The following is a 15,650-nucleotide window of genomic DNA, read 5'->3' as shown; positions in this document are numbered from 1 at the left end:
GATGTTTAAAGAAGAAAGAGCCTGACGATGACCGCCAAAGCCCTCCGCACCTGGTACCTGGTGCACAAGTGGACCAGCCTGATCTCCACGGTATTCCTGCTGATGCTCTGCCTCACAGGCCTGCCGCTGATCTTCCACGAAGAGATCGAGCACACCTTCGAGCCGCACCCGGAGCTCAAACCGCTCACCGAGCAGTCGCCGAAGATCGACTACGACGATGTGGTCGCCCGCGCGCTGGCGACACGGCCGGGTGAAGTGGTGCGCTTCGTGTATTGGGAGCAGGACGATCCGCTGGGCGGCGTCATCACCGCGCCAACCCTGGTGCCGCCGCCGGAAGATGGCCACGTGCAGCCTTTCGACGCGCGCACCGGGGAGTTCTTCGAGGCCCTGCCGCCGCCGGGCGGCTTCATGTACATCATGCTCAAGCTGCACACCGACCTCTTCATGGGGCTGCCCGGTTACCTGTTCCTCGGTTTCATGGGCCTGCTGCTGGTGGCTTCGCTGGTCTCCGGCGTGGTGGTCTACACGCCGTTCATGCGCAAGCTCGACTTCGCCACCGTGCGCTTGCAGCGCAGCTCGCGCCTGAAGTGGCTGGACCTGCACAACGTGCTGGGCATCGTCACCCTCGCCTGGGTGCTGGTGGTGGGCGTCACCGGGGTGATCAACACCCTGGCGCTGCCGATCCTCATGCTCTGGCAAGGCGGCCAACTGGCGGAGATGACCGCACCGTACAAGGACGCGCCGCCGCTGGAGCAGCTCGGCTCGCTGCACAAGGCTATCGACACCGCACGCAAGGCCGCGCCGGACATGGAGGTCAGTTTCGTAGGCTTCCCCGGCACACAGTTCAGCAGCAAGCATCACTACGCCGTGTTCATGCGCGGTAATACGCCGCTGACCGAACGCCTGCTCAAACCCGCCCTGGTGGATGCCGAAACCGGCGAACTGACCGACATGCGCGAGATGCCGCTGTACGTGAAGACCCTGCTGCTGTCCCAGCCGCTGCACTTTGGCGACTACGGCGGCATGCCGCTGAAGATCGTCTGGGCGCTGCTGGATATCGTCAGCATCGTGATCCTCGCCAGCGGCCTGTACCTATGGCTCGGACGCCGCCGCACGCCCATCGAGAAACGCCTCGCGGAACTGGATTCCGGCGGCCTGAGCACGGAGATCAAGGCATGAGACGCGGACTCTGGATGATCTTCCGCTGGCCCGTCGCGCTGGCCGTGCTGAGCACCTTCGGGCTGCTCTCGGCGCTGTTGGGCGACGGGGTTTTCGACGTGTTGTCGTGGATTTCCCTTGGTGTTCCGCTGCTCCTGATCGTCATTGTATGGATGAGAATGCCCCGCCGTCCCAAGGAGCCAACCCCGAAATGACCGCCATGCCGCCCCAGGCCCCCACCCTCAACCTGCGCCCGCTGATGTTCGAAACCTTCGTCTGCACGGTAGCGGTGATGTCCTTCGTCGCGCTGATCGGCCCGGTGGCGCGCACCCTGGGCCTGGCGCCCTGGCAGGCGGGCATGACGGTCACCATGGGCGGTATCGCCTGGATGCTCATGGCGCGCGTCTGGGGCATTGCCAGCGACCGTCTCGGCCGCCGTCGCGTGCTGCTCAGCGGCCTGGCTGGCTTCGCGGTGACCTATGCCCTGCTCTGCGCCTTCATGGCCCTGGCGCTGAATACCTCGATGTCTCCGCTGCCGGCCTTCATCGGAATTGTTGCGCTGCGCGGACTGGCGGGAGGCTTCTACGCCGCCGTGCCGGCCTGCTCGGCGGCATTGGTGGCCGACCACGTGAACGCGGACAAGCGTGCTTCGGCCATGGCTGGGCTCGGTGCCGCCAGCGCCGTGGGCATGGTGGTCGGCCCGAGCTTCGCCGGCCTGCTGGCCATGCTCGGCCTGGCCTTGCCGCTGCTGCTCACCTGCCTGTTACCGCTACTGGCGCTGGGCGTGTTGTGGAAATGGCTACCGCACCACGAGCGCACCCACGAGCGTAAAGGCCCCGCCCTGGCAATCAGTGACAAGCGCCTGCGCCGCTCGCTGACCCTGGGCTTCATCGCCATGGTCTGCGTGACCGTGGCGCAGATGACCGTTGGCTTCTTCGCCCTCGACCGCCTGCAGCTCCCCCCGGCAGACGCCGCCCGTGTAGCTGGCATCGCGCTTACATCCGTGGGCGTGGCGCTGATCTGTGCGCAGATGCTGGTACGCAAGCTGAACTGGGCGCCGCTGCGCCTGATCGGCGTGGGCGGCAGCATTTCCGCGCTGGGCTTCGCCACAGTGTGCTTCGCCGTGGCACCGTGGATGCTCTACGCCTCCTGCTTCGTTGCCGCCGCCGGCATGGGCTGGGTCTTCCCTGCCGTCTCGGCGCTCAACGCCAACGCCGTGGAAGCAGACGAGCAAGGCGCTGCTGCGGGCAGCCTGGTGGCCGTGCATGGGCTGGGCATGATCAGCGGCCCATTGCTGGGCACCCTGCTGCACCAGGTCGATAGCCGTGCGCCTTATGTGCTGGTCGCCGCCTTGCTGCTGTTCGGCATCGCCTGGACCGTACTGCCGCGCAAAGGCGCCGCTGCATGACGCTTGCCGACGGCCTGCTGCTCGCCCTGCTCGTCGTCGCCTTGCTTGGCTGGTGGCTGCGTCGTCGGCCCCTGGCAAATGCCGCCGCCCTGCTCGCGCTGCTCGTGGCGCTGTATGGCATGTGGGACGATCGCTGGCAGGCTGCCGTCGGCGCAGTCGTCGCCGTACTCCTGGTGCTGGCCCTGTTGCTGCGGCGCAGGCACCCGGCACGAGTGCCAGTCTGGTCGGGGATGTTCTTTACTCTACTGACGAGCCTGGCTGTCGCCGCACTGTATTTCTTCCCGGTCTCGCCGCTACCCAAGCCCGGTGGCCCCTACCCGGTCGGCATGCGCGACTTCGAGCTGGTCGATGCCAGCCGTACTGGCCTCCTTGGCGCACCAGCCGGCAAGGCTCGGCGTCTGTTGGTGCGCGTCTGGTATCCGGCCAGGCCGGCGATGGACGCGCAACCGCGTCACTACTTCAGCGATGCCGAAAGCCGCAGCACCGCGCGCGGCTTCGGTGAGCTGTTCCATTTCCCGCCGTTGCTCACGCACCTTCGTCACTTGCGTACCAATTCCTACGAAAACGCGCTGCTGCGGGCCGACCTCGGTCGCCTGCCCGTGGTGCTCTACAGCCACGGCTACGGCTCTTTCACCGGCATGAACGGGCGGATCATGGAGGAACTGGCCAGCAATGGATATGCGGTCTACTCCGTACAGCACACGGGGGATGCCTCGCCCACGCTGTTCCCAAACGGCGAAGTGGCCCCCACTGATCCGGCGCTCTACGTCCACCTTCGCGATGCCTTAGAGCACGGCTTCTCGCCACTTCTGCTGCAAGGTTACGGCGAGGACGATCTGGCCCGCCGCCTCGACGGCCAATTGCGTTTCGCGACCGAACTCAAGCCGCCGGCGGACCGCGCCATCCATCTCAGCGCGCCGGTCTGGCTGGCGGACCGCCTGTTTGTCCATGACCGTCTTCAAACCGGCGAAGTCCCCCCGAGTGTCGCCGAAGTGGTGGCCGCCAGTGACTTCGATCACGTGGGAGAGATGGGGATGTCCTTCGGCGGTTCGACTACTGGTGCGGTCTGCATGGTCGATCAGCGCTGCGCAGCGGCAGTGAACCTGGACGGAGGCGACTTCGACTTCACGCCCTTCGACCGGGACCTGCCGGTACCCATGCTGATGCTGCATTCGGACCTGTCGATGTTCTACCGCATGCTTGGCGTCACGCCGCCGACCCAGCCGCGCAGCTTCAACGACTTCGCCTACGAAAGCCTGGCGCACGCCGGCCAGAATCCACGCATCCACCGTCTGGTCATGCGCGACACCCTGCATGCCGGCCTCACCGACAATGCGCTATACCTGCGTCGCCCACTGCGCGACAAGCTGATCGGCAGCGCCCCCACCGACGTGCTGATCGAAGCACCGGCCACGCTGGTGCTGGGCTTCTTCGACCACTACCTGCGCGGCCGCGACAATGGTTTTCCGCAGACGCAGATGGCGCACTGGTCCGACTGGGTGACGCCTTACAGCAACCGTGCAGTGAGCCAGTGGTGGAACGCTCTGCCGGAAACCGAGCGCGCCCAGTGGGAACAACGCATCCGAGCCATGCACGTGCAGCGTCAGGCGTTGGGGCGGTAACTCGGCGAATCAATCTGTTGGAGCGAGCCTGCTCGCGAACCCAGCATCAGCCTGAATCGGCCCGCTCGACTTTTTCGCGAGCAAGCTCGCTCCTACAAATGCAGCCGGTCAGGCATGCCAGCAACGGTACCAGCCCTCCTGCTCGGTCACCTTCAGCGGCGCCTGGTACAGCGCAGATAGGTGCTCACTGGTGAGGACCTCGGCCTTGGGCCCGTCGGCGACCACCTTGCCCTCGGCAATCAGCACCACGCGTTCGATCTCCGGGATGATCTCGTCGAGATGATGGGTGGTGATGATCATCGCGTGCTCCGGGCCGCAGAAGCGCCGCAGCAGGGTCAGCATCTGCAGGCTGGCTCCCATGTCCAGACCGTTGGCCGGCTCGTCGAGAATCAATGCGCGGGGCTCGTGGATCAGTGCGCGCGCTAGCAGCAGGCGGCGCTTCTGGCCGGTGGAGAGGCGCTGGAACATGCGCTCAGCGAAACCGTCCATCTCCACGATGGCCAGCATCTCGCGCGCTTTGGCGACCTGCTCCGGCGTGGGCTGCAGGTGGCCGTGGCTGCCGATGGCGCCGAAGAAACCGGAGATCACCACCTCCAGCGCCTGGGTGAAGGGCGTGTAGTCTTCCTGCAGGTCCTGGGAGACGAAGCCGATACGGCTGCGCAGGTCCCAGATAGTGACGTTCTCCAGGCCAAACAGGCTCAGCGAACTGCCCTCGCGATCCACCGGGTAGAGCTCGCGGCTGATCAGCTTGAGCAGCGTACTCTTGCCAGCGCCATTGGGGCCGAGGATGGCGACCTTCTCGCCTTCGCCGATATGCAGGGAGAAGCCGTCCAGCACGCGGGTCTGCTGCTGGTAGGCGGTGACATTGTTGAAGTCGATCATGGGGCGTTTCATGTCCGGGCTTGGGGCAGCCGCTGACAGTAGGCGCGTTAGCCTTCGTACTCAAGCCTTCATCGAATCGCAACTACGCTTTCCACATTTCCCGCCAGCGAGTGAAACGCGATGAGTAAGCAGGAACCTCCCAGCCTCGATGACGACATCTGCATCCACATCTTCTCCGTCTCCGCCACCATGGTCGGCGTGTGCCTGACGGTGATTGGCATCATCCGGGTCATCCTCACCCTGCGCCGGGAAGACCTGATCATCGACGACCTGGTGGCAGTCAACATGATGTTCTACCTGGTCTCGGCGTTAACTTCCTACTGGAGCTTGCGTACTCACCGCACCCTACGTGGTCAGCGGATGATGCGGGTAGCTGACACCGTATTCCTGATCGCCTTGGCTTTTACGGCTGTTAACGCCGGGTTCATCACTTGGGCAATGACCTCTGTGCCCACCTCCTGATCCGCTGCCCTGCATTCATGCCACCGGACTGCAACTGCTCCAACGTCCCGTCCAGAGAGATGAACAGCGAGCGATCTCTCCCAGGCTGAGCGGAAACTGACTTAAGGTGGATAATATCCACCGCAAGGACTGTTCATCCCCCAGACCAGACGACATTTTCCCGAATCCGTCAAACGCGAAGCGGTAGACCAAATACTTGCCGGCACGCCGCTTCGTCACGTAGCCGACACATTGGCCATCGCTGAAAGCCCGCTGGGCAAATGGAAGCGCCAGTATGAACAGAAAGGTGACGATGGCTTTCCAGGCAACGGCAAGCAGCGCAGTGAGAGCTCGGAGCTCTGGTCGCCTACGCCAGCAGTTGGCGCAGGTCACCGTGGAGCGTGATACATAAAAATACGCTCACCATCTTCTCGCAGCGCACTAGTCGCTCGACTGATTCGCGAAGCCGGCCTGCGTGTTCGTTCGCGAAAGCGTTGGCGGCTGGATTCCAGCTGTCGCCAAGATCTGCCGATTGCACCGGATCATCTAGATCGCCACTTCGCCTCGGATCACGCCAACCGGCATTGGGTTTCGGACATGCCCCACGTACGGACGGCCCAAGCCTGGTTATATCTGGCCGTCGTGCTTGATCTCTATTCGCGCGCCGTTGTCGGTTGGGCGATGCACTACCCATGCAGCAGGCCCTAGTTCACGCCGCGCTAGAGATGGCTGTGGCACGCCGACAGCCACAAGCAGAGATGCTGTTGCACTCGGATCGCGGCAGCCAGTACTTCACCTACTGCTACCTGGCCTTGCTTCGACGACATCGCATCGCGCCAAGCCACTCGCGGCGAGGAAACTGTTGGGATACTCAGTTCACTTTCCTTCTGAACGTCAGCCCAATCTAACTCGTGCGGGGATTGGCTTGCTGGATTGCCTCTGCATTGACCTGTCGATTGGATGCTGAGGTTTCCCGGCATTACTAGGCCTGCCGTCAGTGACCGGATAGGAACCTTGTGTTGCACCCTGAATGACCTGTCCTACCCGTGGGGTAGCGATGCGCCTACGACACAGGAGGATCTCTCATGCCAGCGCTAATGACGAATAACCCTGATTTAAATAAAACACTAAGCACAGCGCGTCTTAATATTTACAAAACATCATAGTCTCCCGCATAAAAGCCATGACCGAACGCAATCAGCCATGGCTTTTATTCCGAATCGCAGACCTATTCATCTATCAGGGTGCTTTCTAAATTAGCGTCTAGCTCGTCAATCCTAAAAAGAACCCGCTCAATCACTTCCTCCTCCACCCAGCCTACACAATGCCTCAGAGAAGATGACTCTGGGAATTCGCCACCAGCAAGGAGTCTATAAATGGTTGACTTGGCTAAGTCTATGACCTTCCAAGGATTCTCGAAGTCGTATCGTCCTCATGAGCGGGCTCCTATTCTTCGTTCAAAGGATAGGCAGATTCGTTAGAAAATCACCTCCAGGCTTTACAACACGTAAGCCTCTCGAGCGCTCCCAGGCCGGCTACCTAGCGCCTCCCCCACCCCCCGGAAATAATTGCTCTAGATCAATTCTTTCTGGCATCGTCCCAAATCGCATGAAAACTTAAGGCCCTACGTTGACGTGGCCTGCTATTTTCGCTAGCCCTAGCGGAAATAGCGGAATAATCAATGTGAGCGAGATTTTTGATGCGAGGTTTGAAGACACTGACCCCGCAGACCCGAGAATGCAAGATGGGTGGCCGTGCTATCGAGAGCACAGCCTTTTTGAAGGGGCAGTGGAGGAGTCATCTCGTCAATTAGAGGTATCGCGAGAGATGAGCATGATGTGTGCATTCGGCGCTATGGCTACGACCTGCCAACGGCATGTAGATGTGCAGATGCCTCCGGGGAACAAGTCGAACACCTCTTTAATGCTGTTAACCATCGCCGAGTCGGGTGAGCGCAAGACCACCACGCAAAATTATTTTTTTGAGTCAATCTCAGCAGTAAACCAAGAGGCCATAGACGCTCACGACGAGACTCTGCGGGAGCACCGCATAAAGCAAGAAATCTGGAGCACTCAAAAGCAGTACTTAGAGCGCTCGTGGGGAAAGCTAGCCAGCTCAGGAGGTAAGGGGGAAGCAGATGCCGCGCTCCAAGAGCTTGAAGACCATCTAAGGAAAAAGCCTGAGCCTAATCCCTCAGAAAAGTTCCTATACGAGGACACAACACCGCAAGCCCTGGTGCAATATCTTTACGAAAACTCAGCACACGGCTGCCTACTTACCAGCGAAGCCAATAGTATTTTTAACGGAAAGATCGTCAACGAACTCGACAAGCTAAATACTCTTTGGGATGGAGGGAGTCTGATAGTAGATCGTCTCTCTAGGGCCCCGATCACCCTTAAGAACGCCCGACTCACAATGTCGCTGATGGCACAACCCAGCGTGATATCAAACTTCATGGGCCGTCGCGGCGAAGAAGCGCGCGGGACAGGATTTCTCGCTCGTTTTTTGATTTCAAAACCTAAGTCCATGGCTGGAGAGCGCTCTAGCGGGGCAGGAAAAAGGGAAACCCCACGAAAGACCCTATTTAATGAAAGAGCTAGGAATCTATTGGAGGCGCCCTCCCCAAAAGTGCGACAAGTACTAACATTCTCCGAACCAGCAAAGAGCCTATGGTTTAAAATAAACGAAAATCTCGAGAAGCAAATGCAAGATGGCGGCTGGTACCGCTACATGAGAGACCACGCATCCAAGCTATTGGAAAACACCAGTCGGCTAGCGGCAATTATTCATGCATTTGAGCGCAAATCTGAAGACGACTCAGAAATAGACCTTTTCACTTTAAAATTCAGCTGGAAATTTGCCCAGGCCTGCTCTAGAGATTTCAAGAAAAATCTAGCCAGCGACCCACAAATTGTTACAGACACCTGTGAGCTTGCAAGCTTCTTAATACAGGAGTGTTACAAGGACATTCGAAACAAAGAAATTCTTGAAGATGGCCTGCATAAACGGAGCAATCGAGGACTCGAGCGAAGCCTTCCAGCCCACTTGAGAGATGGAATGAGAACCACAGTAACTCTTACCAAAATAAAACAGTACGGCCCGAACAGACTTCGGGGACGAGCCAATGCAGAACGACTACTCGCATCCATGGAAATTCTCACCAGGCTCGGTCATCTCGCCAAGAACGGATCCCAATATAGTTTCAGGGAGTCAATCATAAACAATAGCGAGCCAGAACTGAGAAACGGCGAAAGTATTACAATAAATATTCTCCCGCTATTCAGCGACCAAGAACTCTACAAACCTGAACATCCCATCCGCCATTTGACGGAAAAGCGCTACTGCATCAGGCTACCGATCTGAAATAGCTGAGTAATTGCGGGTTTCCATCGAGGCCCGCAAGAGCGTATCCCGCTATAGCGCAAGCGATATCTCCAACTTCTGGCGAGAATTTTCGTGGTGGTGAATCATGTAAACGTTCGACGAAATAATCTCGGCGGCTTGCCTTTTCGATATCTTTCATGCAATTCGCTGCAGCTCACACCACTTAGAAGCGCAACCGCACCTCCAACGCCAAGTGCCGAGGCCCCTAGGCCAAAAATTAATTTGGAACCCCAAATCCGAATACTGTATTCAGCCACTGGGGAAAAGCACAAAAGCGACAAAAGCAATCCGCCCACGTTCCCTCCTATCTGCATTGCATATGCGCCCTACTGCTGCATTGCGCTACCGGCGCCAGACATCTTCCTGCTGGCCGACGGGGACCAGAGCGCAAGCACGCCGGAAACCTGATCAGAACCACCAACGTTGACATCGTCACCTCGTCGGACAGCCTGTACGTCAACACTGTCGGATGCCAGTAGGTAAACGATGAGATGCCGGCGATTCTATCGGTGGGTTGCAACCAACTGCTCTAGGGCGCTCCGCACGGTCGAGAGGTACACCGTTTTCTTGTCGGACCGCGCGGAATCGAAAGCAATTTCATGCAACGACCTCACTCAAAAAAATCTCAGTCCTATATCACAGCAATGACATACCAACAGGAGAGTCTGCGACATGTCATTGCACTGCCCTAACTGTCACTCGCTCAGGATCGTATCTGCAAAAACTATCATGAAGGCCGGCATCATTGTCGGAACTCTCTGTGGTGCAGCCCGCGGTGCTTCTGCCGCGCTGACAGCAAATCGAACAAGCATGGCCGGTCCCGTTGCCACACCTTTAACCCTCTCCGTCAGGTCGCTGTCTGCGGTCATTCTCCGAGGTTTGACCGGCGCCCTCAATGCTTGCGCACTCGGCGCACAACTCGGTGAGCAAATCGACGGTCACTCACCTGCCGACCATATCTGCTTGAACTGCGGCATTAGCTTCAACCTTTCGGCCAATTCAGTCTCCACCACCTCCACACACCTCAATTAAACATCTCGCCGGTGCTGCGTGCGGCGCAACGCTCTATGCCGGCTAATGCTAAAAGGAACTTCATCATGGCTCATCTCGTAGAAAGCATGGCTTACGTTGGCGTAGCTCCCTGGCACGGCCTGGGTAGCCGCCTGTCTCAACGCCAACCTCTCGAGGTCTGGCAGCGTGAAGCAGGCATGAACTGGCAAATCCGGGAAAGCCCGGTTCACTTCAATTCGGACGCCGCTGGCCACCTCGGCAGCATCCACTCCTTCCCAGAACAGAAAGTGCTCTACCGCTCCGATACTAAGGTCCCTCTCTCCGTTGTCTCTCAACGCTATCAAGTCGTGCAACCACGAGAGGTGTTGGAGTTCTACCGAGACCTCACACAGGTCTCCGGCTACGAGCTTGAAACCGCCGGCGTAATCAAAGGCGGTCGTAAGTTCTGGGCACTGGCTCGCACCGGACAGAACACCTCGCTGAAGGGCAACGACCTGGTTAACGGTTACTTGCTGTTGGCTACGTCCTGCGACGGGACTCTGGCTACCACTGCAACTCCGACAACCGTGCGGGTCGTGTGCAACAACACCCTCACCATCGCCGTCGACGGCGCCACCCGGGCGATCAAAGTCCCGCACAGCACCCGCTTCGACGCTCAGGCTGTGAAGAAACAACTGGGCATCGCAGTCTCGCAATGGGACGAGTTCATGTACCGCATGCGCATCTTGGCTGACACCAAGGTGCACCCGCGCCAAGCAACGAGCTTTTTCATGAACGTCCTATGCGATGTGAGAACGAACCAGGAGATACCCGACAAACTCGTAAACGAGCGCGCACTGCGGAAGGTGCACGAACTATATGAGGGTGCGGGGCGCGGTTCGCATCTGGAAGCAGCCAAGGGAACCGCGTGGGGACTGCTCAATGCAGTCACTGAGTATGTGGATCACGAGCGGCGTGCGCGCAGCAATGAGTACCGCATTGACTCGGCGTGGTTTGGTCAGGGTGCTGCGATCAAGCAGAAAGCACTAGACGCCGCTCTAGAGCTGGCGGCGTAGAAAACTCGAGGCGGATAGAGCTGAAACAGGTGCCATCTGCCTATCCGCCGCGACACGCAATAGTGTTGAACATGAGCTATTGCAAGAACTCAAGCACCAGCCTGCTTGATTGCATCCTCTAGCTCTTGAGCCAAGCTAACTAGATCGGTCTTGAGGACCTTACTTAAATCGCGAATTTGAATGATGTCGAGCCGTCGAGAGCCTCGCTCAACATCACTCATAAACGACTGCGGATGACCTAGAGCTTTAGAACACTCCACCTGAGTCAGACCAGCCGCTATGCGATGGCGCTTCAAGATCGCTAGAAAATGCGCGTACTCAGGGCGATAAATTGCTTTAGCCATGGTGGCTGACCATCTGATGAGCAGCCTTGCAAGCTATATCTGGTTTTCGGATATCTGAATTTCAGATAATCTTACCAAGCGAAGTCTAGCGCGCCCCACACCCCACGTAGCCTGAACGCATCGATGCCGCCGAAGCGGGTAAGGCTCCAACGATGCAGGCGCGGAAACTACGCAATTGGGGAGCTGAGCCCCCTCAACAGATCCATCCAGTAGGGAAATTTCAGAGAGGGAATCCCATGAAAATCGCAGTACTCGTAGCCATGCTTTTGGCTACTGCAGCAACGGTCACTCAGGCGGGTAACAACGTCATGCCCTGCTCAAATCCGTGGAGCCTGAAAAGCTCGCCATTTGAGGGTCTATTCACTGCCGCCGAAGGGCCGGCCAGCACGTGTTTACCGCTCGATGCCCCTAAAGTCTCTCGCCTCGTCATGCCCAATGGTGAGGTGCGGTTCGTATCTGGCTTCAAGCCGGTCACCTGTGGTGATGATGGAATCTGCGCCCTGGGCAAGGATTTCTATGGCAATGCGCCCAAAGGAAACTATGTCGTCGCAGCAGGTTGGTACATGGGCGTCGACACAGCCGGCAACCCGGTTTCCTATGCCAATGGCACAGGCCCTGGCTTCAATGGGAAACGTCAGACCGCCAACTCTCTCGGCAAGCGAGAGCCTGGTGAAAAATTCCATGCCGTCTGCCCTATCAACGACAGCGACTACTGCACCGTCGATACGGCCTTGGGCCTTGTCACTGTGAAACTGGCCAGCCTGCCAGTCATTGGCATTCCGGCCGTCAACGAAGCGGATGTGGCAGCCAAAGGAGGGAACTGTGACTCCCTGCCCATGTGCTACGACAAGAACGGCAATCAGATCGGCGTAAATGCCGACATGCTCCCGAAAAAATAACCCCCTAAATCCCCCCAATGCCCTGTGGAAGCCAACTTCCGCAGCGGGCCGGCTCACCCTAAGGAAATGTCATGAGCACCAGTTTTGATAACGCCCAATCCAACGGCGCTGACGCAGTCGGCAATCAATGGCACTACGAGCAGAACGGCGAACGCAAAGGCGGCTTCGATCAACAGCAGATCATCGATTTGATCCGCAGTGGAACGCTGACCTACGGCTCGATGGTTTGGAAGAAAGGCATGACCGCATGGGCCAAGATTGAGCAAACAGAGCTTCGCCAGCACCTGGATGAGTTCGGGCCGCCCCCCCTCACCGGATCCGGCGTGAACAACAAAATTGTTTGGCTGATCGCGTTCGCTCCGATCATTGGCTACCTGCTGGAGTCTTTCGTCGCCGGCCTGTTCGGTGCGAATGAAGCGCAGTGGGAGCGAGCCATGTCGGAGAACCGCTACTGGTACGTCACCCTGGCATTGAACATCGGCCTCTCGGTCCTCGACTCCAAGCACCTCAAGCAAGCTGGCCACGATGTCAGCCGCTTCAAAGGCTGGGTATTCGTGGTACCGGTCTACCTGTATCAACGCTCCAAACTGCTTAACCAAAACCTTGCCTACTTCATCACCTGGATCGTCTGCTTCTTCATCAGCATTGGTGCTCATCAGGGCTAAACCCCACGCGCCAGCTACAACTCTCCCTTCTCGCCCGGCCGGTGGAAACCAGCCGGGCTTTTTTGTACCCGGAGGCCCACATGGCTCATGTTTATTTCACCCCCAGCACAGAACCGACACGCCCGGCTTTGCGCCTGGTTAGCACCAAAGATCTGTCTCGCGACGACTGGCTTGCAGTTCGTAAAAGAGGCATTGGCAGCTCCGATGCCGCTGCAGCCGTCGGCCTCAACCCCTACAAATCACAGTTGGAATTGTGGCTGGAGAAAACCGGCCGCGATTCGGGTTTACCCAAGAGCGATGTGAACGATGAGGAGAGTCCGACTTACTGGGGCAACATCCTGGAATCAATCGTCGCGCGGCATTACACCCAGCGCACCGGCAATCGAGTACGCCGCATCAATGCCGTGTTGCAGCACCCTGACACCAAGCTCGACTGGATGCTGGCCAACATCGATCGCGAAGTCACCGGTGCTGAGGACGTGCAGATCCTTGAGTGCAAAACCGCAGGTATCAACGGTGCTCGTCTCTGGAAGGAAGGCGTACCGGTCTACGTTCAACTGCAGGTAATGCACCAGTTAGCGGTTACTGGAAAGCAGGCTGCCGATGTGGCTGTACTGCTCTGTGGTCAACATCTAGAGATCCACCGAATTGAGCGCGATGACGAACTCATCCATTGGCTGATTGAACTGGAGAAAGAGTTCTGGGGCTACGTCGTTCGTGACACTCCACCACCGGCAGATGGGTCTGAATCGGCGGAGCGTGCATTGCGTTGTCTTTATCCCCTCGACCAGGGGCGCACATTGGATTTCTCTGAAGACGCCATCCTGTCATCGGCGTTCGATGAATTGAAATCTGTGCGCGCCACTCTCGAACGTCAGAGCAAGCGCGAGGCGGAGCTGAAGCAGCAGTTGCAGCAAGCCATGGGCGATGCCAGTCGGGCAGTTTTCGCCAATGGCATGGTGTCCTGGCGCAAGGCAAAAGACAGCGTAACGCTCGATGTTTCCCAGGCGCTCAAAGAAAAGCCCTATCTACTCGCACGCTACCCCACCACCAAAACCGGCAGCCGTCGTTTTTTGATTCTCTGAATTCGATTCCCCCATTGGCCACCCCCGTGCAATTGCGCACCTGGGTGGCCTTTTTTATTCATCCACTGGAGAACCACCAATGCTCAAAGGCTTGGCTATCACCCCGCCGGTGCTCGGGCGGATTTCCATCGGTAAGGTCGTTGAGAGAAATGGCAAACGTCTACCGGAGAAGGACGACCAATTCACCATCACTACACAGATCCAATTGCGCGATCACTGGCTAACGCATCCGCTCGACGAGGAGCTACGCAAAGCCCAAGGAGGCAAGATTCGTAGCATCCCGATTCGCCTGCTGTTCAATGCTCCTGATTTGAATTTTCGCGCTGAGTACTGCCTGTTCGATCGTCAAACCGGACGGCCGATCTGCGTGGGCAATGGCGACAGCTGCAAGCGCCGTAGCGATAAAGGAATCGAGTCACTCCCCTGCCCTTCACCTGACGGTTGCCCACTGGCTAAGGGAGGCGCCTGCAAGCCCTACGGACGTCTCAACGTAGCTATTGGTGATGAGGATTCGCTGGGCAGCTTTGTGTTTCGTACTACCGGCTTCAACAGCATTCGCACCTTGACGGCTCGGCTGCAATACCTCCAGGCAATCTCCGGCGATCGCTTGGCTTGTCTTCCACTGGAACTACGTCTTCGTGGGAAGTCGACACGGCAGAGCCATGGGCTACCGATTTTCTATGTCGACATCACCGTGCGTAACGGCATATCGATGGAAGAAGCCCTTCTGCAGGCTCGCGAGATCGACGAAGCACGGCAATCATCTGGATTTGATCAGAACGCTTTGGATGCAGCGGCACGCTCAGGCTTCGCTAACGGGGCGTTTGAAGACAGCGAAGAAGAAGGCGAAACCGTCGTGGAAGAGTTCTTTCCTGAGTTCCCGCCTGCTACGACAACTTCACCGGACTCCCCCACACCAACCGCCAACGCCACGGCACGCCCAGAGCTCTTGAGCGTACTGCGAGATCGCGCCCAAGCACCCAACCACTAACTCACCAAACGTCAGACAGGTACCGAGTTCCGCTTGGAACCGGCTAAGCCTTCAGGAGTAACGAGCAATGCTCAGCCTTACCCGCACCGTCGGCAAAACCATTCGCATCGGCGATAACATCGAGATCGTCATTCTTCGCATCAGAGGCAACCAGGTGCGAGTCGGGATTTCAGCGCCGCCCCACATCACGGTCCATCGCGATGAGGTTTATCAGCGTATTCAAGGGAACCAGAATCAGCCTTCCTAATCGCTCAACTCAATGGAGACACGCCATGGGGCTATTGCGATTTTTGGGCCTTCTGTTTCTGTTGATCAGCATTTTCGCGGGGACGGCAGTCATCGTTGCGCTGGTGATTCTGGCTGCGCGCTATTGGCCGCTGATGCTGGTCATCCTTCTAACCCTCGTCATTTTTCAGTTGGCTTCCAGGCGGGCACACGCGTCTGGGCATTAGCTCGTCATAAGCAGGAGCCCGTCGGGCTCCTGCTACGTTTTTTTTTGCTGACGGTCAGGCAGCCTCCGGCCAATCGCGGACTATGGCAGCAGCGAATCACCCATGCCTGCCGTTCGCTACTTCGGCTAACACCGGCTGCTTTGCCTCAAGTGACAAGTCCCCACCAGTCGACCAGGACATACTCCAAGGCTGAACCAGTTGAGTCATGCACCCAAGCGCTGTAAACCCATGGCGAAACAATGGCGCGCGCAGG

Annotated in this window: 18 protein-coding genes; 15 read left to right on the top strand and 3 right to left on the bottom strand. The window is 58.2% G+C overall.

Annotated features, from left to right (window positions below; translation table 11 throughout):
- Window positions 1-27 precede the first annotated feature (27 nt).
- The 4 genes from RS899_RS09875 to RS899_RS09860 are packed head-to-tail and all read left to right on the top strand — an operon-like array spanning window position 28 to window position 4,188.
- Complete coding sequence (locus RS899_RS09875; protein ID WP_315809773.1) at window positions 28-1,179, top strand: PepSY domain-containing protein; 1,152 nt, start codon at window positions 28-30, stop codon at window positions 1,177-1,179.
- Window positions 1,176-1,373, top strand: coding sequence for a hypothetical protein (locus tag RS899_RS09870; RefSeq protein WP_315809772.1), 198 nt, complete (start codon window positions 1,176-1,178; stop codon window positions 1,371-1,373). Before RS899_RS09875 ends, RS899_RS09870 begins: the two co-directional genes overlap by 4 nt.
- Window positions 1,370-2,566, top strand: coding sequence for an MFS transporter (locus tag RS899_RS09865; RefSeq protein WP_138525706.1), 1,197 nt, complete (start codon window positions 1,370-1,372; stop codon window positions 2,564-2,566). Before RS899_RS09870 ends, RS899_RS09865 begins: the two co-directional genes overlap by 4 nt.
- Entirely contained in the window at window positions 2,563-4,188 is a 1,626-nt protein-coding gene (locus RS899_RS09860) for a hypothetical protein (protein WP_315809771.1), read from the top strand. Before RS899_RS09865 ends, RS899_RS09860 begins: the two co-directional genes overlap by 4 nt.
- Before the next feature lie 108 nt (window positions 4,189-4,296).
- Here the strand turns inward: RS899_RS09860 and RS899_RS09855 are convergent, their stop codons facing one another.
- Complete coding sequence (locus RS899_RS09855; protein ID WP_138525704.1) at window positions 4,297-5,070, bottom strand: ABC transporter ATP-binding protein; 774 nt, start codon at window positions 5,068-5,070, stop codon at window positions 4,297-4,299.
- A gap of 120 nt (window positions 5,071-5,190) precedes the next feature.
- Between RS899_RS09855 and RS899_RS09850 the strand changes: the two genes are divergently transcribed.
- The 4 genes from RS899_RS09850 to RS899_RS30800 all read left to right on the top strand — a co-directional run bounded on the left by RS899_RS09850 (window position 5,191) and on the right by RS899_RS30800 (window position 6,419).
- Complete coding sequence (locus tag RS899_RS09850) at window positions 5,191-5,532, top strand: hypothetical protein (RefSeq protein ID WP_315809770.1); 342 nt, start codon at window positions 5,191-5,193, stop codon at window positions 5,530-5,532.
- Window positions 5,533-5,661: 129 nt separating this feature from the next.
- Entirely contained in the window at window positions 5,662-5,916 is a 255-nt protein-coding gene (locus RS899_RS30810; RefSeq protein WP_409978079.1) for a transposase, read from the top strand.
- 192 nt (window positions 5,917-6,108) lie between these two features.
- Entirely contained in the window at window positions 6,109-6,219 is a 111-nt protein-coding gene (locus RS899_RS30805) for a hypothetical protein (RefSeq protein ID WP_409978053.1), read from the top strand.
- Window positions 6,204-6,419 (top strand): DDE-type integrase/transposase/recombinase, encoded by a 216-nt coding sequence (locus RS899_RS30800; RefSeq protein ID WP_409978052.1) that lies wholly within the window; start codon window positions 6,204-6,206, stop codon window positions 6,417-6,419. Before RS899_RS30805 ends, RS899_RS30800 begins: the two co-directional genes overlap by 16 nt.
- 320 nt (window positions 6,420-6,739) lie before the next feature.
- On the opposite strand, the gene RS899_RS30795 is transcribed toward RS899_RS30800, so the two are convergent.
- Window positions 6,740-6,889, bottom strand: a complete 150-nt coding sequence (locus RS899_RS30795) for a hypothetical protein (RefSeq protein WP_409978078.1) — start codon at window positions 6,887-6,889, stop codon at window positions 6,740-6,742.
- 305 nt (window positions 6,890-7,194) lie between these two features.
- Here RS899_RS30795 and RS899_RS09845 point away from each other — a divergent pair, with 305 nt between their 5' ends.
- A complete protein-coding gene (locus RS899_RS09845) occupies window positions 7,195-8,874 on the top strand; it encodes a YfjI family protein (protein WP_315809769.1) in 1,680 nt (559 codons plus the stop codon).
- Window positions 8,875-9,992: 1,118 nt separating this feature from the next.
- On the top strand, window positions 9,993-10,961 hold the full coding sequence (locus tag RS899_RS09840; protein ID WP_315809768.1) for a DUF932 domain-containing protein: 969 nt from the start codon (window positions 9,993-9,995) through the stop codon (window positions 10,959-10,961).
- An 89-nt stretch (window positions 10,962-11,050) separates the two neighbouring features.
- Here the strand turns inward: RS899_RS09840 and RS899_RS09835 are convergent, their stop codons facing one another.
- Entirely contained in the window at window positions 11,051-11,305 is a 255-nt protein-coding gene (locus tag RS899_RS09835) for a helix-turn-helix transcriptional regulator (protein ID WP_315809767.1), read from the bottom strand.
- 236 nt (window positions 11,306-11,541) lie between these two features.
- Between RS899_RS09835 and RS899_RS09830 the strand changes: the two genes are divergently transcribed.
- From RS899_RS09830 to csrA, 5 genes are all read left to right on the top strand, one after another.
- On the top strand, window positions 11,542-12,204 hold the full coding sequence (locus RS899_RS09830; RefSeq protein WP_315809766.1) for a hypothetical protein: 663 nt from the start codon (window positions 11,542-11,544) through the stop codon (window positions 12,202-12,204).
- A gap of 71 nt (window positions 12,205-12,275) precedes the next feature.
- On the top strand, window positions 12,276-12,869 hold the full coding sequence (locus RS899_RS09825) for a DUF4339 domain-containing protein (RefSeq protein ID WP_315809765.1): 594 nt from the start codon (window positions 12,276-12,278) through the stop codon (window positions 12,867-12,869).
- Between the two features lie 80 nt (window positions 12,870-12,949).
- Window positions 12,950-13,954: a lambda-exonuclease family protein gene (locus RS899_RS09820; RefSeq protein ID WP_315809764.1), complete on the top strand. Its 1,005-nt coding sequence runs from the start codon at window positions 12,950-12,952 to the stop codon at window positions 13,952-13,954.
- Between the two features lie 79 nt (window positions 13,955-14,033).
- Complete coding sequence (locus tag RS899_RS09815; RefSeq protein WP_315809763.1) at window positions 14,034-14,945, top strand: hydrolase or metal-binding protein; 912 nt, start codon at window positions 14,034-14,036, stop codon at window positions 14,943-14,945.
- A gap of 67 nt (window positions 14,946-15,012) precedes the next feature.
- Entirely contained in the window at window positions 15,013-15,192 is a 180-nt protein-coding gene (gene csrA, locus RS899_RS09810) for a carbon storage regulator CsrA (RefSeq protein WP_315809762.1), read from the top strand.
- The last annotated feature ends 458 nt before the right edge of the window (window positions 15,193-15,650 follow it).

The sequence above is a fragment of the Pseudomonas sp. C9-3 genome, assembly GCF_032392015.1.
In the GTDB taxonomy this organism is placed as follows: domain Bacteria; phylum Pseudomonadota; class Gammaproteobacteria; order Pseudomonadales; family Pseudomonadaceae; genus Pseudomonas; species Pseudomonas nitroreducens.
Note: the sequence above shows the minus strand (reverse complement) of the source record. Positions and strands in the feature narration are given on the sequence as shown.